Origin of the sequence: Halomonas gemina (assembly GCF_023554995.1) — a bacterium.
In the GTDB taxonomy this organism is placed as follows: domain Bacteria; phylum Pseudomonadota; class Gammaproteobacteria; order Pseudomonadales; family Halomonadaceae; genus Halomonas; species Halomonas gemina.
Genome location: NZ_JAMJPK010000002.1, coordinates 370,828 through 390,709 on the forward strand (window position 1 = coordinate 370,828; position 19,882 = coordinate 390,709).

The 19,882-nt window shown below is 69.0% G+C and carries 23 protein-coding genes; 17 read left to right on the top strand and 6 right to left on the bottom strand.

The window, feature by feature from the left end; translation table 11 throughout:
- Nucleotides 1-8: 8 nt before the first annotated feature.
- The 5 genes from M8009_RS05770 to M8009_RS05790 are packed head-to-tail and all read right to left on the bottom strand — an operon-like array spanning nt 9 to nt 5,449.
- Complete coding sequence (locus M8009_RS05770; RefSeq protein WP_250059830.1) at nt 9-278, bottom strand: K+/H+ antiporter subunit F; 270 nt, start codon at nt 276-278, stop codon at nt 9-11.
- Nucleotides 272-769, bottom strand: coding sequence for a Na+/H+ antiporter subunit E (locus tag M8009_RS05775; protein WP_250059832.1), 498 nt, complete (start codon nt 767-769; stop codon nt 272-274). The genes M8009_RS05770 and M8009_RS05775 overlap by 7 nt, the downstream gene beginning before the upstream one ends.
- The gene (locus M8009_RS05780; RefSeq protein WP_250059833.1) at nt 766-2,274 is read right to left on the bottom strand and encodes a monovalent cation/H+ antiporter subunit D; all 1,509 of its coding nucleotides are present in this window, start codon (nt 2,272-2,274) and stop codon (nt 766-768) included. Before M8009_RS05780 ends, M8009_RS05775 begins: the two co-directional genes overlap by 4 nt.
- Entirely contained in the window at nt 2,271-2,615 is a 345-nt protein-coding gene (locus M8009_RS05785) for a Na+/H+ antiporter subunit C (protein ID WP_250059834.1), read from the bottom strand. The genes M8009_RS05780 and M8009_RS05785 overlap by 4 nt, the downstream gene beginning before the upstream one ends.
- Nucleotides 2,615-5,449: a monovalent cation/H+ antiporter subunit A gene (locus tag M8009_RS05790; RefSeq protein WP_250059836.1), complete on the bottom strand. Its 2,835-nt coding sequence runs from the start codon at nt 5,447-5,449 to the stop codon at nt 2,615-2,617. Before M8009_RS05790 ends, M8009_RS05785 begins: the two co-directional genes overlap by 1 nt.
- 260 nt (nt 5,450-5,709) lie before the next feature.
- Between M8009_RS05790 and M8009_RS05795 the strand changes: the two genes are divergently transcribed.
- The 12 genes from M8009_RS05795 to rloA3 all read left to right on the top strand — a co-directional run bounded on the left by M8009_RS05795 (nt 5,710) and on the right by rloA3 (nt 15,460).
- Complete coding sequence (locus M8009_RS05795; RefSeq protein ID WP_250059837.1) at nt 5,710-8,052, top strand: putative monovalent cation/H+ antiporter subunit A; 2,343 nt, start codon at nt 5,710-5,712, stop codon at nt 8,050-8,052.
- A complete protein-coding gene (locus tag M8009_RS05800; protein WP_250059839.1) occupies nt 8,045-8,479 on the top strand; it encodes a Na+/H+ antiporter subunit B in 435 nt (144 codons plus the stop codon). The genes M8009_RS05795 and M8009_RS05800 overlap by 8 nt, the downstream gene beginning before the upstream one ends.
- Before the next feature lie 9 nt (nt 8,480-8,488).
- Nucleotides 8,489-8,836, top strand: coding sequence for a Na+/H+ antiporter subunit C (locus tag M8009_RS05805; RefSeq protein WP_151443175.1), 348 nt, complete (start codon nt 8,489-8,491; stop codon nt 8,834-8,836).
- The gene (locus tag M8009_RS05810; protein ID WP_250059840.1) at nt 8,833-10,350 is read left to right on the top strand and encodes a Na+/H+ antiporter subunit D; all 1,518 of its coding nucleotides are present in this window, start codon (nt 8,833-8,835) and stop codon (nt 10,348-10,350) included. Before M8009_RS05805 ends, M8009_RS05810 begins: the two co-directional genes overlap by 4 nt.
- Complete coding sequence (locus M8009_RS05815) at nt 10,347-10,820, top strand: Na+/H+ antiporter subunit E (protein ID WP_250059842.1); 474 nt, start codon at nt 10,347-10,349, stop codon at nt 10,818-10,820. Before M8009_RS05810 ends, M8009_RS05815 begins: the two co-directional genes overlap by 4 nt.
- 17 nt (nt 10,821-10,837) lie before the next feature.
- Complete coding sequence (locus M8009_RS05820) at nt 10,838-11,107, top strand: MrpF/PhaF family protein (protein ID WP_250059844.1); 270 nt, start codon at nt 10,838-10,840, stop codon at nt 11,105-11,107.
- Entirely contained in the window at nt 11,100-11,504 is a 405-nt protein-coding gene (gene mnhG, locus M8009_RS05825; RefSeq protein ID WP_250059845.1) for a monovalent cation/H(+) antiporter subunit G, read from the top strand. Before M8009_RS05820 ends, mnhG begins: the two co-directional genes overlap by 8 nt.
- A 141-nt stretch (nt 11,505-11,645) precedes the next feature.
- Nucleotides 11,646-11,798 carry a DUF2256 domain-containing protein gene (locus M8009_RS05830; protein WP_250059847.1) on the top strand — a complete coding sequence of 51 codons (153 nt, stop codon included), beginning with the start codon at nt 11,646-11,648 and terminating at the stop codon, nt 11,796-11,798.
- Entirely contained in the window at nt 11,795-13,093 is a 1,299-nt protein-coding gene (locus M8009_RS05835; protein ID WP_250059849.1) for a DASH family cryptochrome, read from the top strand. The genes M8009_RS05830 and M8009_RS05835 overlap by 4 nt, the downstream gene beginning before the upstream one ends.
- Nucleotides 13,093-13,545, top strand: a complete 453-nt coding sequence (locus M8009_RS05840; RefSeq protein ID WP_250059850.1) for a DUF3429 domain-containing protein — start codon at nt 13,093-13,095, stop codon at nt 13,543-13,545. Before M8009_RS05835 ends, M8009_RS05840 begins: the two co-directional genes overlap by 1 nt.
- A gap of 70 nt (nt 13,546-13,615) precedes the next feature.
- Entirely contained in the window at nt 13,616-14,884 is a 1,269-nt protein-coding gene (locus M8009_RS05845) for a lytic murein transglycosylase (protein WP_250059851.1), read from the top strand.
- A gap of 21 nt (nt 14,885-14,905) precedes the next feature.
- A complete protein-coding gene (gene rloA3 / locus M8009_RS05850) occupies nt 14,906-15,460 on the top strand; it encodes a retropepsin-like aspartic peptidase RloA3 (RefSeq protein WP_250059853.1) in 555 nt (184 codons plus the stop codon).
- A gap of 19 nt (nt 15,461-15,479) precedes the next feature.
- Here rloA3 and M8009_RS05855 read toward each other — a convergent pair whose 3' ends face one another.
- Nucleotides 15,480-16,193 carry a 16S rRNA (uracil(1498)-N(3))-methyltransferase gene (locus M8009_RS05855; RefSeq protein ID WP_250059854.1) on the bottom strand — a complete coding sequence of 238 codons (714 nt, stop codon included), beginning with the start codon at nt 16,191-16,193 and terminating at the stop codon, nt 15,480-15,482.
- A 113-nt stretch (nt 16,194-16,306) separates the two neighbouring features.
- On the opposite strand from M8009_RS05855, the gene phaR reads away from it, so the two are divergent.
- The 5 genes from phaR to M8009_RS05880 all read left to right on the top strand — a co-directional run bounded on the left by phaR (nt 16,307) and on the right by M8009_RS05880 (nt 19,853).
- The gene (phaR, locus tag M8009_RS05860) at nt 16,307-16,771 is read left to right on the top strand and encodes a polyhydroxyalkanoate synthesis repressor PhaR (protein ID WP_250059855.1); all 465 of its coding nucleotides are present in this window, start codon (nt 16,307-16,309) and stop codon (nt 16,769-16,771) included.
- A gap of 70 nt (nt 16,772-16,841) precedes the next feature.
- Entirely contained in the window at nt 16,842-18,137 is a 1,296-nt protein-coding gene (purD, locus tag M8009_RS05865; protein ID WP_250059856.1) for a phosphoribosylamine--glycine ligase, read from the top strand.
- A gap of 38 nt (nt 18,138-18,175) precedes the next feature.
- Nucleotides 18,176-18,610, top strand: a complete 435-nt coding sequence (locus M8009_RS05870; RefSeq protein ID WP_250059858.1) for an acyl-CoA thioesterase — start codon at nt 18,176-18,178, stop codon at nt 18,608-18,610.
- Nucleotides 18,610-19,482 (top strand): phosphoribulokinase, encoded by an 873-nt coding sequence (locus M8009_RS05875; protein ID WP_250059859.1) that lies wholly within the window; start codon nt 18,610-18,612, stop codon nt 19,480-19,482. Before M8009_RS05870 ends, M8009_RS05875 begins: the two co-directional genes overlap by 1 nt.
- Nucleotides 19,483-19,511: 29 nt before the next feature.
- Nucleotides 19,512-19,853, top strand: coding sequence for a histidine triad nucleotide-binding protein (locus M8009_RS05880; protein ID WP_250059861.1), 342 nt, complete (start codon nt 19,512-19,514; stop codon nt 19,851-19,853).
- The last annotated feature ends 29 nt before the right edge of the window (nt 19,854-19,882 follow it).

A 19,882-nucleotide genomic window follows, 5' to 3' on the forward strand; every position in this document is an offset into this window, starting at 1 on the left:
GGGGCCTCCTATTCGATGATGTCGCCGCGCAGCAGGTACTTGCAGACCGCCACGGTGCTGATGAACCCGAGCATGGCGATCAGCAGCGCCGACTCGAAGTAGGTCTTGGTGTTCAGCCAGAGCCCCATCAGCACGATCAGCGCGATGGAGTTCACGTACATGGTATCCAGCGCGAGGATCCGGTCCGGCATGTCCGGCCCCACCGTCAGGCGATAGACGTTGAGCAGCAGGGCCGCCACCACCAGGGCCATGCTGGTCCACAGGGCAATGTCTAGCATTCGTAGATCTCCTTCAGCGGCCGCTCGTAGCGCTCGCGGATATGCGTGATCAGCGCCTCTTCGTCCTCCACGTCCAGGGCATGGATCAGCAGCGTCCGGCCGTCCAGGCGCAGGTTGGCCGATACCGTGCCCGGGGTCAGGCTGATGGTGTTGGCCAGCAGGGTGATGGTGAAACGGTCCTGGAGCATCAGCGGGTATTCGACGAAGTGGGGGCGCAGCCGGCGCCAGGGATTGACGATCAGCCAGGCCACCTCGATGTTGGCGACGAGGATATCGCCCAGCACGCGCAGCACGAAGCGCAGCAGCAGCCAGGGCCGGGCCACATGGGGCTGGGCATCCCAGAAGCGGTGGGTGGCCAGCGGGATCACCACCGCCAGGACACTGCCCAGCAGCAGCTGGCCGAAGGCGGTGCTGCGCACCAGCAGCAGCCACACCGCCAGCAGCAGGATCGACAGCAACGGGGTCGGTAGCCAGGGACGGGGCTTGATCATGGCGTGCCTCCGGCATCGTTGATCAGGGCGTTGACCACCACCCGGGGGTTGGCCAGCTGGTCGGCGGTGGCCCGGGTGTAGTCGCTAACCGGGCCGGCCAGGACCACCAGCAGCGGCGAGGCACCCAGCAGCCAGGCGACCCCGAACCACTGGCGTCGCGGCAGGGGCAGGCCCATCGGCTCCCCCTGGCTGCGCCAGAACAGCGTGGAGCCGGCCCGGGACAGGGCGACCAGTGCGCACAGGCCGGTGCCCAGCAGGACCGGCCACAGCCAGGCGCGCTGGACCCCCTCGGCCGAAGCCATCAGCAGCGCCTTGCCGATGGCCCCGGAGAGCGGGGGCAGGCCGGCCACTGCCACGGCACCGACGAAGAACAGCCCGGCCAGCCAGCCGCCCTGGTGCAGGGGGCGGCCCTTGACCAGGCGGGTGCCGGCCTTGCCACGCTGCAGGCCGATCAGCTCGGCCAGCAGGAAGAGCCCGCCGGTGATCAGGGTGGTGTGCACCAGGTAGTAGAGCAGGGCGGAGACGGCGGCCGGCGAGCCCATGCCGATGCCGGCCAGCAGGGTGCCCACCGAGACCAGCACCAGGTAGGCCACCAGCAGGCGCAGGTCACGGGCGGCCAGCACGCCGACCCCGGCCGCCACCAGGGTGCCCAGCGACAGCCACCATACCCAGGCCTGCTCGAGGTCGGCCAGCGGCCCGGCTTGCTCGCCGAAGACCAGCGAATAGACCCGCAGGATGGCGTAAATGCCGACCTTGGTCATGATGGCAAAGAGCGCCGCCACCGGCGCCGGGGCGGCGGCGTAGGCCCGCGGCAGCCAGAAGTAGAGCGGCAGGATCGCGGCCTTCAGGCCGAACACCACCAGCAGCATCAGGCCGCCGGCGGTCACCAGCCCGGCCCGCTCGGCGGGCAGCTCGCCGAGGCGCACCGCCATGTCGGCCATGTTGAGGGTGCCGGTGGCGCCATAGAGCACGCCCACCGCGATCAGGAACAGCGAGGAGCCGGCCAGGTTGAGCACCACGTAGTAGACCCCGGCCTGGATGCGCGCCTTGCCGCCGCCGTGCAGCAGCAGGGCGTAGGAGGCGAGCAGCAGCACCTCGAAGAACACGAAGAGGTTGAACAGGTCACCGGTGAGGAAGGCCCCGTTGATGCCCATCAGCTGCCACTGGAAGAGGCCGTGGAAGTTGCTGCCGCGCTCGTCGTCGCCGGCACAGGCGAATACCACGGCGCCCAGGGCGAGTACGGCGGTGAGCAGCACCATCAGCGCCGAGAGGCGGTCGAGGACCAGCACGATGCCGAAGGGCGGCTGCCAGCCGCCCAGCGCATAGTAGGTGACCTCGCCGCCGGCGGCACGCGCCACCAGGGCGATGCCGACCACCACCAGCAGGGCGGTGGCGACAACCCCGATCAGGCGCTTGGCCCGGGTGGCCCCCTGGCGGCGATACAGCAGCAGGATGCCGGCCACCAGCGGCAGCACCACGGGCAGGACGATCAGATGCTGCATCACGGGCGGCCCTCCCCGTCTTCATGGTTGCGGCCGTCGACATGGTCGTTGCCTGCCTCGCTGCGTGCGCGCATCGCCAGGATCACCACGAAGGCGGTCATGGCGAAGCCGATCACGATGGCGGTGAGCACCAGCGCCTGGGGCAGCGGGTCGGCATAGTCCGACGGCCCGTCGAGGATGGCGGCGCCGTCGGTGGTCAGCCCGCCCATGGAGAACAGGAAGAGGTTGACCGCATAGGAGAGCAGGGTGAGGCCGACCACCACCGGGAAGGTGCGGCCGCGCAATACCAGGTAGAGCCCGCAGGCGGTCAGCACGCCGGTAGTGATGGCGTAGAGGCTTTCCATCAGCGTTTCTCCTTGCCGGGTCGCGAAGTGGGGCCGGTATCGAAGCTGCTGGCGGCTTCCTTGGCCGGACGGTGAGGCGTGGTGACCTTGCCCAGGTTGGCGAGGATCATCAGTGTGGCCCCCACCACCGCCAGGTAGACGCCGAGGTCGAAGAGCATGGCGGTGGCCAGCTCGAAGTCGCCGACCAGCGGCAGGTGGAAGTGTCCGAAGGCCGAGGTCAGGAAGGGTTGGCCGAACAGCCAGCTGCCCAGGCCGGTGAGGGTGGCGACGGCCACCCCGGCGATCGCCACCGGCTGGTAGGGGAAGTCGAGGCGCTGCTGGGTCCACTCCACGCCGCGGGCCATGTAGAGCAGGATCAGCGCCACGGCGGTGACCAGGCCGGCGATGAAGCCGCCACCGGGCTGGTTATGGCCGCGCAGGAAGATGAAGGCGGACACCAGCAGGGCCAGCGGCAGCAGGGCCATGGAGATGGAGGTGAGGATAGCCGGATAGCGGTCCGGCGACCAGAGACGGCCCTCGCCGTCGCTGTGCGGCATGAACAGCCGCAGCCGGTTGAGCAGCTTGAAGATCGCCAGGCCCGCCAGCGCCAGCACGGTGATCTCGCCCAGGGTATCGAAGCCGCGGAAGTCCACCAGGATGACGTTGACTACGTTGTGGCCGCCGCCGCCGGGCACGCTGTTCTCCAGGAAGAAGCCGGAGATGGGCGCATTGTCCCGCGTCAGCACCGCGTAGTTGAGGCTGGCGACCACCATGCCCAGGGCGCCGGCCAGCACCACGTCGCGCAGGCTGCGGCGATGCGAGGATTCCCGGGGGGTCTTCTGGGGCAGGAAGAACAGCGCCAGCATCAGCAGGATCATGGTCACCACCTCCACCGAGAGCTGGGTCAGCGCCAGGTCGGGGGCGGAGAAGCGGGCGAACGTCAGGGCAACCACCAGTCCCACCACCGACAGCATCAGCAGCGAGACCAGACGGTAGCGGTGGGTGACGGCCGTGGCGATGCCGCCGAAGATCAGCAGGCCGGCCCCCAACAGCAGGATGCCGTCGAGCGGCTGGTTGTCGTGCGGGCCTGCGAGCTGCGGCATGTCGACCAGGCCCAGCCCCCCCATCAGCAGGGCGGCGAGCAGCAGCCAGGTCATGTAGCGCTGCAGCGACCCTCCGTCGAACCGGGCCAGGCCGGCTTCGGCGCCGCGTCCCAGACGCTGCACGGCGGCCTCGAACACCAGGCGGGCATCCACCGGGCGGAAGCCCTTGAGGAAGCGGCGCAGGTCGGGATGGCGCCAGTAGGTCGCCACGCCGGCGACCAGCGCCACCAGGCTCATCAACAGCGGCAGGTTGACGCCGTGCCAGATCGCCAGATGGAACGTGAACGCCTCGCCCAGCACCGATTCCAGGGCCAGGCCGAGCAGCCCCTCCGCCAGCACCGGGGCGAGACCCACGGCCACGCACAGCACCACCAGCAGCTCCACCGGGGCGCGCATCAGCCACGGCGGCTCGTGGGGGGATTTGGGCGGTGCCTCGCGTGCCGGCTTGAAGAAGACCGCATGCACCAGGCGCAGCGAGTAGGCCACCGAGAGGATGCCCCCCAGGGTGGCGAGGACCGGCAGCAGCCAGCTCAGCCCGCCCAGCACCGGGCTCTCCAGGGTCTCGGTGAAGAACATCTCCTTGGAGAGGAAGCCGTTTAACAGCGGCACGCCGGCCATGGCCGCGCCCGCCACGCTGGTCAGCACCGCGGTGACCGGCATGGCGCGGCGCAGGCCGCCCAGGCGCCCGAGCTCGCGGGTGCCGGTCTCGTGGTCGATGATCCCCGCGCTCATGAACAGTGCCGCCTTGAAGGTGGCGTGGTTGAGGATGTGGAAGAGCGCCGCGAGCACCGCCATGGGCGTGCCGATCCCCAGCAGTACGGTGATCAGGCCCAGGTGGCTGACCGTGGAGAAGGCCAGGATGCCCTTGAGATCGGTCTTGAGCAGCGCGAACCAGGCGCCGTAGAGCAGGGTGGCCATGCCCACAAGGGAGACGATCACCGACCACAGCTCGCTGCCGGCGATGGCCGGGTGCAGGCGCGCCATCAGGAAGATCCCGGCCTTGACCATGGTCGCCGAGTGCAGGTAGGCGGAGACCGGCGTGGGGGCGGCCATGGCATGGGGCAGCCAGAACTGGAAGGGGAACTGCGCCGACTTGGTGAAGGCGCCCAGCAGTACCAGCACCAGCATCAGGGGATAGCGCGGGTCGGCGAGGATGACGTCGCCGCTGTCGAGCACCACGTTCATGTCGTAGCTGCCCACCATGTCCCCCAGCAGCAGCAGGCCGGCGAGCAGCGCCAGGCCGCCGGCACCGGTCACGGTCAGCGCCATGCGCGCCCCCTTGCGGGCGTCGCTGCGGTGCGACCAGAAGCCGATCAGCAGGAAGGAGGAGATGCTGGTGAGCTCCCAGAAGAGCCACAGCAGCAACAGGTTGTCGGCCATCACGATGCCGACCATGGAGGCCATGAACAGGATCAGGTAGGCGTAGAAGCGCCCGAAGGGTTCCTCCGGCGACAGGTAGTAGTGCGCATAGAGCAGGATCAGCAGGCCGATCCCCATGATCAGCAGGTTGAACAGCACCGACAGGCCGTCCAGCCGGAAGGCCAGGTCGAGGCCCAGGGTGGGGACCCACTCCACGGCGAAGCGCAGCGCCTCGCCGGCCGCCAGGGCCGGCAGCTGGCCCAGGGTCAGCAGCAGGGCCAGTGCGGGCAGCAGCGCGGTGGCCAGGGAGCAGAAACGTCGCCCGCGTCGCTCGGTGAACGCGGGCACCAGCACCCCCAGCAGGGGCAGCAGGGCTATCCACAGCAATGTCATCGATCGGTCATCCTGCGCGGGTCCGGAAACGGGGAGGGCATAGCGTGCCCGTGGGACAGGATGATGCAAGCGACATGCCGTCGCACCCTGTCCCTGGGTTGGATCGCCCCCCATGGCATGGCTCCTTTCCACTCTAACGCAAAGGGAACTCGCTCGCTGCCTCCTTGCCTTTCAACATCTTGTCTCTATAGAGTTGACTGTCCGAACCGGCGGGGCGGCGACGCTGCCGCAAACGCCGTCACGACAGGGGAGGGCGCCTGATGCAACTTGCCGTGCTGGGAGGCTTCGTGGTGGCGGGGCTGGCCCCGCTGCTGCATCACTGGTTCGGGGCCCGTACGCCGCTGGTGATGGCCCTGCTGCCCGCCTCCCTGGCGGCCTGGCTGCTCGGCCAGTGGCCAGCGGTCGCCTCCGGCGAGGTCCTGCTGCTGGAGTGGGCATGGGTGCCGGGGCTCGATATCACCCTGACCTTCCTGATCGATGGCCTGGCGTGGCTGTTCGCCATGCTGATCACGGTGATCGGCGCCCTAGTGCTGGTCTACTCCGGTGAGTACCTGCGCGGCCACCGCGACCTGCCGCGCTTCCTGGTGGTGATCACCGCCTTCATGATGTCGATGCTCGGCCTGGTGCTGGCCGACAACCTGGTCACGCTCTTCGTGTTCTGGGAGTTGACCAGCATCACCTCCTACCTGCTGATCGGCTTCAACCACACCGACCTCGCCGCCCGCAAGGCGGCCCTCCAGGGGCTCTTCGTCACCGTGGGCGGCGGTCTGGCGCTGCTCGCCGGGTTCAGCATGCTCGCGGTGGCCGGCGACAGCTGGTCGCTGGCCGAGCTCACCGGCCGCGGCGAGCTGCTGCGCGAGCATGCGCTCTACACGCCGCTGCTGGTGTGCGTGCTGCTGGGTGCCTTCACCAAGTCGGCCCAGTTCCCCTTCCACTTCTGGCTGCCCAACGCCATGGCGGCCCCCACGCCGGTCTCGGCCTACCTGCACTCGGCGACCATGGTCAAGGCGGGAGTCTACCTGCTCGCCCGGCTGCATCCCGCCCTGGGCGGCACCGACGGCTGGATGATCACCCTCTCGCTGGTCGGGGCGCTGACCATGGCCACCGGCGCCTTCCTGGCGATCCAGCACACCAACGTCAAGAAGCTGCTGGCCTACTCCACGGTGATGGCGTTGGGCACGCTGACCATGCTGCTGGGCATCGGCACCGAGGGGGCGATGGTCGCCTTTGTGGCCTTCCTGCTCGCCCACTCGCTCTACAAGGGGGCACTGTTCATGGTGGCCGGCATCCTCGACCACGAGACCGGTACCAAGGACGTCACCGCCATGGGGGGGCTGCGCCGGGTGATGCCGCTCACCGCCGTGGTGGCCGGGCTCGCCGCCCTGTCGCTGGCCGGGCTGCCGCCCCTGCTGGGCTTCGTGGGCAAGGAGTTGATGTTCGAGTCGGTGCTCGAGGCCTCCGCCTGGCGCCCGCTGATCCTGCTGCTCGCCTTCATGGCGGCCTTCCTGACCCTGGCCGTGGCGGCCATCGTCGCCCTGCGTCCCTTCTTCGGCGCGCCCCGCGAGACTCCCAGGGCGCCCCATGAGGCGCCCCATGCCATGCTCGCGGGGCCCGCCCTGCTGGCGGTGCTGTCGCTGTCGTTCGGCCTGGCGCCGGGCCTGCTCGACCCCCTGGTGGGTGCCACCGTGGCGGGCATCGGGGTGGGGGCCAGGGAGAGCCACGGCGCGGTGCACCTGGCGCTCTGGCACGGGGTCAACCTGCCCCTGTTGCTGTCACTGGCGAGCCTGCTGCTGGGCCTGCTGGCCTACCGTCACTGGGACCGCCTGCGGGCGCTCCTGGCCCGCCTCGAACCGCTCATGGCCCGCGGCCCCGAGGCCGGTTACGAGGCGCTGATGGCCGGCATGGTGGCCGTCGCCGGCTGGCAGACCCGCATGCTGCAGAACGGGCAACTCCGCAACTACCTGGTGATGACCCTGCTGGTGCTGGTGGGCCTGGTCGGTCATGCCCTCTTCTTCCGCCACACCCTCGCGCTCGACTTCTCCCTGGCGGTCTACCTCCATGAGGCCGTGGTCGCCGGCCTGATGGTCGCCGGGGCCCTGGCAGCCTGCGTGATGCGCTCGCGGCTGGCGGCGGTGGCGGCACTGGGCATCATGGGCTTCTCCATCGCCCTGACCTTCGTGCTGTTCAGTGCCCCGGACCTGGCGATCACCCAGCTGCTGGTGGAGACCCTGACGGTGATCCTGCTGGTGCTGGTGCTGTTCCGCCTGCCACGCTTCGCCACCCTCTCCACGCCCATCGAGCGGCTGCGCGACCTCGCGGTGGCGAGCCTCACCGGCGGCCTGATCACCCTGCTGATGCTCTCGGTGCTCGCCGGTGAGCGGCTGCCGCGGATCTCGGACTACATGGTGGAGAACAGCCAGCCGCTGGGCCATGGCCACAACATCGTCAACGTCATCCTGGTCGATTTCCGGGCGCTGGATACCCTGGGCGAGATGTTCGTGCTGGCGCTGGCGGCCATCGGCGTCTATGCCATGCTGCGCTTCCATGCCGAGGCGTACGATGCCCGGCGCCATGCGACGCCGCCGGAGAGAGACGATGGTTAGATCGGGCACCCTGATCCTCAATGCCGCGGCGCGCCTGCTGCTGCCGCTGCAGCTGCTCTTCTCGTTGTTCCTGCTGCTGCGCGGGCACGACGAGCCGGGGGGCGGCTTCATCGCCGGCCTGGTGGCGGCGGGGGGCTTTGCGCTCTATCTGTTTGCCCTGGGGCGGCGCGCCCTGAGTGAGATGCTCAAGGTCTCGCCCCGCGATCTGGTCGCCATCGGGCTGCTGCTCGGGGTGGTCTCGATGCTGCCCGCCTGGTGGGTCGGCGAGCCCTTCTTCACCGCCCAGTGGTGGACGATCCCGGTCATCGACTTCAAGGCCTCGACGCCGCTGATCTTCGACATCGGCGTCTACCTGGTGGTGGTGGGCTCGGTGCTCACGGCGATCACCGCGCTGGTCAAGACCGATCAGGAAGACGACGCACGCTAAGGAGGCTCCATGGAACCCTTGATGGCCATCACCATCGGCATCCTGTTCGCCGCCGCCATCTACATGATGCTGCGCCGCTCCATCGTCAAGCTGGTGATCGGGCTGATGCTGCTCTCCAATGCCGCCAACCTGCTGATCTTCGCCACGGCCGGCATGGTGCGCGGCGCACCGCCGCTGGTCCCGCAGGGGCTGACGGCGCCCGAGGGCGCGGTGGCCGACCCGCTGCCCCAGGCGCTGGTGCTCACCGCCATCGTCATCGCCTTCGGGGTGCTGTCGTTCGCCGTGGTGCTGGTGCGCCGCGCCTGGGAGATCGTGCGTGCCGATGACCTGGACAAGATGAAGGATACCGACACGTGACCCCCCAGATCGCGCTGCCCATCATCATCCCGCTGCTGGCGGGGGCCGTGTCGCTGGTGTTCTGGCGCTCCCGGAGCATGCAGCGCTTCGTTGCCGTGGCTGGTACCGCTGGCCTGCTGCTGACCAGCCTGTGGCTGCTGGCCACGGTCAACCGTGACGGCATCCTGGTGATGCACATGGGCGGCTGGCCGGCGCCCTTCGGCATCAGCCTGGTGGCCGACCTGCTGGGGGCTATCATGGTCGTGCTCACCGGCATCATCGGCTTCGCCGTGGCGCTCTTCTCGCTGGCCACGGTGGGGCGCGGCCACGAGGCCTACGGCTACTTCCCGCTGATGCACCTGCTGCTGGCCGGGGTCGCCGGGGCCTTCCTCACCGGCGACATCTTCAACCTCTACGTCTGGTTCGAGGTGATGCTGGTGGCCTCCTTCGCGCTGCTGATCCTCGGCAGCGAGAAGGCGCAGATGGAGGGGGCGATCAAGTACGTGACCCTCAACCTGGTCTCCTCGGTGATCTTCCTGGTCGCGGTGGGGCTGCTCTACGGCATGGTGGGCACGCTCAACATGGCCGACATCGCCCGTCGCCTGGCGACCCTGGAGGATGACGGCATGGTCGACGTGCTGGCGATGATGTTCATGGTGGCCTTCGGCATCAAGGCGGCGGCCTTCCCGCTGTTCTTCTGGCTGCCGGCCTCTTACCATACCCCGCCGGTGGCCGTCTCGGCGCTGTTCGCCGGCCTGCTGACCAAGGTCGGGGTCTATGCGCTGTTCCGGGTCTTCACGCTGATCTTCCACCAGAGCCCGGGCTATACCCACGAGATCCTGCTATGGGGGGCGGGATTCACCATGCTCTCCGGGGTGCTGGGGGCGGCGGCGCAGTTCGAGTTCCGGCGCATCCTGTCGTTCCACATCGTTAGCCAGATCGGCTACATGATCCTTGGCCTGGCGCTGTTCACCCCCTTGGCGATCATCGGCGGGGTCTTCTACATCATTCATCACATCATCGTGAAGACGAACCTCTTCCTGGTCAGCGGCATCGTCCATCGGTTGCGCGGCACCTACCAGCTGAAGTCGCTGGGTGGCTTCTATCGCAGCCACCCCTGGCTGGCCATCCTGTTCCTGATCCCGGCGCTGTCGCTGGCCGGCATGCCGCCGCTGTCCGGCTTCTTCGCCAAGTTCATCGTGATCCGCGCCGGCATCGAGGCCGAGGCCTACGGGGTGACCTTCATCGCCCTGCTGGTGGGGCTGCTCACCCTCTACTCGATGATCAAGATCTGGGCCGAGGTGTTCTGGAAGTCGACGCCGCCGGAGGGCGACGTCGACCCCTATCCGGCGGTCGAGCCCCGCGAGATGTGGCTGATGTCGGCGCCGGTGGTCGGCCTGGCGCTATGCACCCTGTTCATCGGCCTCAATGCCGAGCCCATCTACGCCCTGGCCGAGGCCTCGGCCGGCCAGCTGCTGGCGCCCGAGCGCTACATCGAGGCCGTGCTCGGCGAGGCGCAGGAGGTGATGCCATGATCGGAGCCGCCTGGAACCTGCTGCTGGGCTTCGCCTGGATCGTGCTCACCGGCGACTTCAGCGGCCGCAACCTGCTCGCCGGGCTGCTCTTCGGCTACCTGGTGCTGGCACTGATCCAGCCCCAGGTGCCGGCGCTGGCCGGGCATGCCCAGCGGCTGCCGCGGCTGATCCGCTTCGTCGGCTTCTTCCTCAAGGAACTGGTGATGGCCAACCTCAAGGTCTCCTACGACATCGTCACTCCGCCCTGGTACATGAAACCGGGGGTGATCGCCATGCCCCTGAAGGCCAGCACCGAGTTCGAGATCGCCTTCGTCGCCAACCTGATCTCGCTGACGCCGGGGACCCTGAGCCTGGATGTCTCCGACGACCGCCGCGTGCTCTACATCCATGCCATGTTCCTGGACGACGAGCCGGAACTCAGGCGCAGCCTGGCGGAGCTGGAGCGCCGGGCGCTGGAGCTGTTCCACTAGTGAAAGGAGGTGATCCCGTGTCGAACGTGATCCTGCTGAGCCTGGCGGTGATGGCCCTGGCGCTGTGCCTGGCCTTCGTTCGCCTGTTCCGCGGTCCCAGCCTGCCGGACCGGGTGGTGGCCCTGGAGCTCTTCTCGTCGATCCTCGTCGGCATCATCGGGGTGGTCGCCATCGCCACCGACGTGCCGAGCCTGCTCGACGTGGCCATCGTCATGGCGCTGATGGCGTTCATGGCCGCCATCGGCTTCGCCCGCTTCCTGGAACGCGGGGGGCCCCGGGATGATTGAGCTCCTCAAGAGCGGGCTGATACTGGCCGGGGCGATCTTCATGTTCCTGGCGGCGCTGGGAGTGGTGCGCCTGCCCGACCTGCTGACCCGCATGCATGCTACCACCAAGGCCGCGACCCTGGGGGCCACCCTGATCATGCTGGCGGTGGCCCTGCACTTCGCCCAGGTGGCGGTGGTGGCGCGGGCCTTCGGCGTGATCCTCTTCATCATGATGACCGCCCCGGTGGCCGCCCATGTGATCGGCCGTGCCGGCTACTTCGTCGGTTCCCGGCTCTGGGGGGGCACCGTCAAGGATGAGCTCAAGCCGAACTACGACCCCCTGACCCACGAGCTGAAGAGCGGGATGGAGACCGAGCGCAACGCACGCCGTGACTCCGGGGGGGCGGACGGCGCCTGAGTCGGGTCTGTCAGGGTCTGTCATCGCGGGGCCGCCTTCGGGCGGCCCCTCTCGTTGGATGCCCTGGGGTGGCAGTAGACGATATTTATTTGTACAAATACTGTACTATAAATTTATATTGTCTATCTTTTGAGGCTCCCCATGCACCGCAAGCCGCATCTTCCGCACAAGGCCTGCGCGCATTGCGCGCGCCCCTTCGCCTGGCGACGCAAGTGGGCGCGCTGCTGGGAGGACGTTCGCCACTGCAGCGAACGCTGCCGCCGCGAATCAAGACGCCGGGAGAGCGCACTATGAGCCGGATGCTGGTATGGCTGCGCAACGATCTGCGCCTGGCCGACAACCCCCTGTTCCACTTCGCGACGCCGCCTGAATCGCTGCTTTGCGTCTATGTGCTGGACGAGGCCTGGCTGACCCCCTTGCCGCGACTGGGGGCGTCGCGTGTCGGGCCGGCGCGCCTGCAGTTCCTCTGGCAGAGCCTGATCGAGCTGCGCGGCGAACTGCTCAAGCGCGGCAGTGACCTGCTGGTGCGTATCGGTGACCCTGTCGATGCGGTAGCGGAACTGGTCGTCGGGCATGATATCGATGAAGTTCGGGTGCGCGCCGATGCTGGCTGGGAAGAGCAGCAGGCCACCGCGCAACTGGCCGAACGGCTGGGCGATGCCGTGATACTGTCCCGCCAGGACGCCGGCACGCTGCTCGATGAGGCCTCTCTGCCCATGGCGGTGGACGACCTGCCCGCCAGCTTCTCGGCGTTTCGTCGCAAGGTGGAACAGGACTGGTCGGTCCCCGGCGCGGTCCCTGCGCCGGTGACCCTGCCCAACTGGCCTGCGGGTGCCCCGCGCGGCTTCCCGCCGCTGGACAAGGTCTGCGAGCGGGCGGCCGCCTGGGCCCCGGACCCGCGTGGCGGCTTTGCCTTTACCGGCGGCGAGGCGGCGGGATGGTCGCGGCTCGATCACTATCTGTGGGAGAGCGGCGCCGTGGCGCGCTACAAGCAGACCCGCAACGTTTTGGCCGGTGCCGATTTCTCCACCCGGCTCTCGCCCTGGCTTTCCCAGGGCTGTCTCTCGGCGCGCCAGGTGCATGATGCGGTGCGCGCCTGGGAGGCCCGTCACGGCGCCAACGACTCGAGCTACTGGCTGGTCTTAGAGCTGCTGTGGCGCGACTACTTCCACTGGGCGGCGCGGCAGGAGGGCGCCTCACTGTTCGGCGGGCGTGAGCTTCCGGTACCCAGCGACGACTTTCGCGCCTGGTGCGATGGGCGTACCGGCGTTCCCTTCGTGGATGCCGCCATGCGCGAACTGGCCGCCACCGGCTGGCTTTCGAACCGGGCGCGCCAGAACGCGGCAAGCTACCTGGTGCGCGATCTCGGCGGTGACTGGCGTCTGGGCGCGGCCTGGTTCGAGCACTGCCTGATCGACCACGACGTGGCCAGCAACTGGGGGAACTGGCGTTACCTGGCCGGGGTGGGGCGCGACACCCGTCCGCGTGCCCTGGACGTCCACGACCAGGCCGGCCACTACGACCCAGATGGCAGCTATGCGGCGCTCTGGCAGGTGCCTGGCGTCTCCGCCCACGGGGAGGAGACGTGATGCGTGCCTCGATCCCAGCCCTTGCGCTGTGGCTCGGCCTGGCCGGCCTGCTGCCCTTCCTGGCGAGCGCGGCGGCGGCATGGCTGGCGCCGGTCGCCTGGCAGGCCGTTGCTGTTCGGGCCTTCCTGGGCTACAGCGCGGTGATCCTCTCCTTCCTCGGCGGGGTGCAATGGGGCGTGGCGATGTGCCGGGAGCGCCCCGGGGAGGCCCCCTTCCGGCGGCGCATGCTGCTCGCCATGGTGCCGAGCCTGGTCGCCTGGCCGGCGCTGCTGCTCCACCCGTTCACCGGCGCCTGGGTACTGGCTATCGGCTTCGTGCTGGTCCGCCTCCATGAGCTCTCGCGGGAGGGCGGGGCGCGGCTGCCCGACTGGTACCACTCCCTGCGCATGCCCCTGACCCTGGTCGTGCTGGCCTGCCACGCGCTGCTGATCTGGCGGCTCTGGGGAAGCTGAGCGGGCTGGCCTGGAGGCCGGTTCTGGGCGATGATCGGGCGGATCATGGAAACGTCCTGCAGGAGCGACGATGAAACGGATGCTGACCACCCCCCTGCTGCTGGCCCTGCTGGCCGGCTGCCAGGCTGCACCCACCAGCGAGGCCAACGTGGACCGCGAGGCGCAGCGCGGCGAGGCGACCGATGCCGTGGCCGGGGTCGAGGCCGGTGACCGGGCGGCCGCGGCGGACTTCGCGGGCTGGCTGGCCGACTTCCGGCGCGAGGCGCGGGCAGAGGGCATCGGCGAGGCAACGCTGGCACGGGCCCTGGACGGCCTGCGTTATCGTCCACGGGTGATCGAGCTCGACCGCTCCCAGCCCGAATTCGTGCGGCCGATCTGGCAGTACCTGGACAGCGCCGTCTCGGCGACCCGGGTGACCACCGGACGGGAGCGCCTGGATGCGCATCGCGCCACGGCCCGGGAGATGGAGCGGCGCTACGGGGTGCCCGCCGAGGTGATCGTCGCCATCTGGGGCATCGAGAGCAACTACGGCGGCAACTTCGGCGACTTCTCGACCCTGGAGGCCCTGGCCACCCTGGCGTACGACGGCCGCCGTCGCGACTTCGCCCGGGACGAGCTGCTCGCGGCGCTGCGCATCCTAGAGGCCGGGGACATCTCGCCCGAGCGCATGCAGGGCTCCTGGGCCGGTGCCATGGGACATACCCAGTTCATTCCCTCGAGCTTCGAGGCCTATGCCGTGGATGGCGACGGCGACGGGCGGCGTGACATCTGGGGCAGCATCCCGGACGTGATGGCCTCCACCGCCAACTATCTCGACCGGGCCGGTTGGCAGGCGGGGCAGCCCTGGGGCGTGGAGGTCCGGCTTCCCGAGGGCTTCGACTACGCCGAGACCGAGCTCACCACCCGTCGGCCCAGCCGCGACTGGGCCGAACGCGGCGTACGCACCCTGGACGGGGCGCCGCTGCCCGACCTCGCGGAGGCCTCGGTGATCGTGCCCGGCGGGGCCGAGGGGCCGGCCTTCCTGGTGGGGCCGAACTTCCGCGCCATCCTGCGCTACAACAATGCCACCAGCTACGCCCTGGCGGTGGGCACCCTGGCCGACGAGTTGGCCGGCCGTGAAGGCGTGGTGCAGGGCTGGCCGCGGGAAGAGCAGCCGCTGAGCCGCCGCCAGGTGCGCGAGATGCAGCGCCTGCTCAACCAGCGTGGCTTCGAGGTGGGCGCGCCGGACGGCGTCATGGGCCCCAACACCCGCCGGGGCCTGCGCGAGTTCCAGGCCGCCATCGGCACCACCCCGGATGGCTTCGCCACCCGCAACCTGCTCGAGCGCCTGAAGCGCTGAGCCCATGATCCGGAGGAGACCATGACCCTGACACGTTTCGGCTTGCCCCTGCTGGCCGGCCTGCTGCTGAGTGCCGCGTCCCCGACCTTCGCCGCCGACGACGAGGAGAGGGTCTTCGGCTGGGTGGAGAAGGCGACCCTGGAGCCCTGGGGCGTCGAGGTGAAGGCCAAGCTCGACAGCGGTGCCCTGACCTCGTCGCTGGACGCCCGCGATATCGAGCGGTTCGACAGGGAAGGCGAGGAGTGGGTCCGTTTTCGCCTCAGGCTCCAGGACGAGGCCAGCGGCGAGACCTTCACCGAGCGCATGGAACTGCCGCTCTATCGCAGCATCCGCCTGCGCGGCGCCGGTGGCACCGACCGGCGTCCGGTGGTGCTGATGAAGGTCTGCCTGGGCGATACCGTCTACGAAGAGCAGTTCAGCCTGCGCGACCGCGAGGAGATGTTCTATCCGCTGCTGCTCGGGCGCCGCTCGATCGGCCACCTGGGGCTGCTCGACGTGCGCGAGACCTTCCTCAACGAGCCCGGCTGCGACGAGGATTCCCCGTTCGTTGCCCACGACCCGGAGGAGGACGACTAGGTCGTCGTCCCCTCGGGGGTCAGAAGAGCCGGGCGAGCAGGGCCGTCACCGCGGTCTCTACCCGCAGGATTCGCGGGCCCAGGTGGATGCCCTCGCAGCCCGCCGCGAGCAGCCGTTCCACCTCCCAGGGGATGAAGCCCCCCTCCGGCCCCACCAGCAGCAGCACGGGTTCGTCGAGGCCGCGGGGGCAGTCGCCCGGCAGGCCGGGGTGGGCCACCAGGCCCCGGCGCTCGGCCAGCAGGCCCGGCAGCCGCTCCTCGACGAAGGGGCGAAAGCCCTTGGTCAGGACCACCTCGGGTAGCCGGGTGTCGCGGGCCTGCTCCAGGCCGAGCACCAGGTGGCGGCGGATCTTCTCCTCGCCGAGTTCCGGCGACTGCCAGTAGCTCTTCTCCACGCGGCGCGTATTGAGCAGGGTGATGTGCTTCACGCCGAGCGCGGTGACGTGCTCCAGGGTGCGGGCCAGCATGCGCGGGCGGGGCAGGGCGAGCACCAGGTGCACCGGCAGCACCGGCGGCGGTGCCTGGTCCAGGGCGGCGACATCGAACAGCGCCTCGTTCTCGTCCAGGTCGAGCAGCTTCCCGCGCCCCAGGCGCCCGCCCTCGATGCCCAGCGTCAGCAGGTCGCCGGGGCTCGCCCGGTGCACCTCGCGCAGGTGGGCCAGGCGCCGCGGGTCGCGCACCCGGGCCAGGCGGTCGTTCTCGATGTCGTCGGGGGAGAGCAGGATCAGGTTCATGGCGCCTCGCCGCGTTGGAGACTGAATGGTGGCTATGCCTTGCATGGTGGGTATCGCGGTGCACAATAGCCGTACAGGGGCAGCCGCCCCTTCGTATAATAAGGAGCAGCGCCGTGCGCGTGATTCGCAAGTATGCCAACCGCAGGCTCTATGATACCGAACAGAGCCGCTATGTGACCCTCGAGGACCTACGCGGCCTGATCCTCGACGAGGTGCCCTTCCGCGTGGAGGATGCCAAGAGCGGCGAGGACCTGACCCGCACCATCCTGCTGTCGATCATCATCGAGCAGGAGCAGGCCGACGGCGATGCGCAGGTCTTCTCCAACGACCTGCTCGCCCAGTTCATCCGCGTCTATGACATGGCCCAGCCCTTGCCCCTTTCCCGTTACCTGGAGCAGGGCACCAAGCTGATGCTCGAGCAGCAGCAGCGCATGCAGGACCAGTGGCAGCAGGCCATGCGCCACTCGCCCATGGAGCTGATGCGCGAGCTGGCCGAGGAGAACATGAAGTTCTGGCAGAAGACCATCAACCAGGCCGGCAGCCCGGACGACGACGACAAGGGCAGCGGCAAGCCGTGAGCGGCGTCCCGGGCGAGTTTCTGACATAATGCCGCGACGTTTCTTGCACGGTTGTGAGGTAGCACAGCGGATGAAGGTCCTGATCATCGGCGGCGGTGGCCGCGAACACGCCCTGGCCTGGAAGGTCGCCCAGTCTCCCCGCGTGGAGACCGTCTTCGTGGCTCCCGGCAATGCCGGCACGGCTCGTGAGCCGGGCCTCGAGAATGTCGACATCGGCGTCTTGGACCTGGCGGGCCTGGTGGCCTTCGCCCGGGAGCAAGCGGTGGCGCTGACCATCGTCGGTCCCGAGGCGCCGTTGGTCGAGGGCGTTGTCGACCGCTTCCGCGAGGCCGGGCTGGCGATCTTCGGGCCGACGGCCGGCGCGGCCCGGCTCGAGGGCTCCAAGGCCTTCTCCAAGGACTTCCTGGCCCGCCATGCCATCCCCACCGCCGACTACCGCAGCTTCACCGCGGTCGAGCCGGCGCTGGCGTACCTCGAGGAGAAGGGCGCGCCCATCGTCATCAAGGCCGACGGCCTGGCCGCCGGCAAGGGCGTCATCGTGGCCATGACCCGCGCCGAGGCGGAGGCCGCGATCCGCGACATGCTCGAGGCCAACGCCTTCGGGGATGCCGGGGCCCGGGTGGTGATCGAGGCGTTCCTTGAGGGCGAGGAGGCGAGCTTCATCGTCATGGTCGACGGCGAGACGATCCTGCCCATGGCCACCAGCCAGGACCACAAGCGGGCCGGCGAAGGCGACAGCGGCCCCAATACCGGCGGCATGGGCGCCTACTCCCCGGCGCCGGTGGTCACCGACGCGGTCTTCGAGCGCATCATGGCACGGGTCATCCGGCCCACGGTTCGCGGCATGGCCGAGGAGGGGCATGCCTACACCGGCTTCCTCTACGCCGGCCTGATGATCGACGCCGAGGGCAATCCCAGGGTGATCGAGTACAACTGCCGCTTCGGCGACCCCGAGACCCAGCCGATCATGCTGCGCTTGTCGTCAGACCTCGCCGAGCTGTGCCTGGCCGGGGCCCGCGGCGAATTGGCCGGCCATGCCTGCGACTGGGACCCGCGGGCCGCGGTGGGCGTGGTACTGGCCGCCGGCGGCTACCCGGGCAGCTATCGCAAGGGCGACGTTATCGAGGGGCTGGAGGCCGCTGAGGCCACCGGCTGCAAGGTCTTCCATGCCGGTACCGCCGAGGATGCACAGGGCCGGGTGGTCACCGCCGGGGGTCGGGTGCTCTGCGTCACCGCCCTGGGCGAGGGTGTCGGGGCGGCCCGGGACCTGGCCTACCGGGGGGTGGCGGAGATCGCCTGGCCCGACGTGCTCTACCGCCGCGATATCGCCCATCGGGCCATCGCCCGGGAGCGCAGTGGCGCCTGACGGCGTGTGGTCCCGCAATAACGAGAGCAGGAGCGAGGATGGAGCGTGTCAGACTGAGCTTTCCCGCGAATGACGTGGTGCACCGTCACCCGCTGACGGTGCGCATCACCGACATGAACTATGGCCGCCACTTGGGGCACGATGCGCTGGTGTCGCTGCTGCACGAGGCCCGCGTGGTGGCCCTCGCGTCTCGGGAGCTTCACGAGTGGGACCTCGGCGGCTATCCCTGCGTGGCGGCGGATCTCGCCGTGCAGTACCAGGCCGAGACCCGTTGGCCCGATGCCTTGGTGGTGGAGACGGCCATCCCCGCGCCGGGACGCAAGGCGATCGGCGTCTACCATCGCATCCTGCGCGAGGCGGATGGCGCCACGGTGGCCACGGCGCGCATCAACCTGATGCTGATCGACCCGCAGAGCGGCCGACCGGTGGCGATCCCGGCCGGCGTGCGGGAAGCCCTGGCAGGAGCGAACTGATGTCCCGGGAGTATCCGATCATCGCCCTGACCGGCTCCTCTGGCGCCGGCACCACCACGGTGAAGCGAACCTTCGAGCGGATGTTCGCCCGGGAGGCCGTGCATGCCGCCTTCGTCGACGGCGATGCCTTCCACCGCTACACCCGCCAGGAGCTGGCGCGGCTGCTCCTCGACGAGCCCGAGCGCAAGGACGAGCTCTCCCACTTCGCCGTGGAGGCCAACCTGCTCGACCGGCTCGAGGCGCTGTTCCAGGAGTACGGCGAGCACGGCAATGGCACCTACCGCCACTATATCCATGCCGAAGACAAGCAGATGATCGAGGCCGGCTACCAGGTGGGCACCTTCACCGAATGGCAGCCGCTGCCCTGCGGCACGGACCTGCTGTTCTACGAGGGCCTGCACGGGGGGCTGGTCACCGCCGAGCTCGACATCGCCCGCCACGTCGACCTGCTGGTGGGGGTGGCACCGACCATGAACCTGGAGTGGATCCAGAAGATCGATCGCGACATGCGTCATCGCGGCTACTCCCAGGAGGCGGTGATCGATACCATCCTGGGGCGCATGGACGACTACGTGCGCTACATCCAGCCGCAGTTCTCGCGTACCCATATCAACTTCCAGCGGGTGCCCACGGTGGATACCTCCAACCCCTTCGAGGTGCAGGACATCCCCACCGATGCCGAGTCCTTCGTGGTGATCCGCTTCCGCGACCCGGCCAAGGTGGACTTCCCCTACCTGCTGGCGATGATCCAGGGTGCCTTCATGAGCCGTCCGCACACCCTGGTGGTGCCGGGGTCGCGGCTGTCGCTGGCCATGGAGCTGATCCTGGGACCGCTGGTCCGCCACCTGCTTGCCCAGCGACGCTTCCGCTGACCCGAGACCCGACCGAGAGGAACGACCCCATGGATTGCCTGTTCTGCAAGATCATCGAGCGCGAGATTCCCGCCGACATCGTCTACGAGGACGATGCGGTGCTGGCCTTCAACGACATCAACCCGCAGGCACCCACCCATATGCTGATCGTGCCCAAGCAGCATATCGCCACCCTCAACGACGTCGAGGAGGGCGACCTCGCGCTGGTCGGCCGGTTGCAGTACACCGCCGCGAAGCTGGCGGCGGAGAAGGGCTTCGCCGAAGAGGGCTACCGGGTGGTGATGAACTGCAATGACCAGGGTGGCCAGACCGTCTATCATATCCACATGCACCTGATGGGCGGTCGTCGCTTCACTTGGCCGGCTGGCTAGCTGGCGCCTTGCGGCTCGCGCCGCGCGCG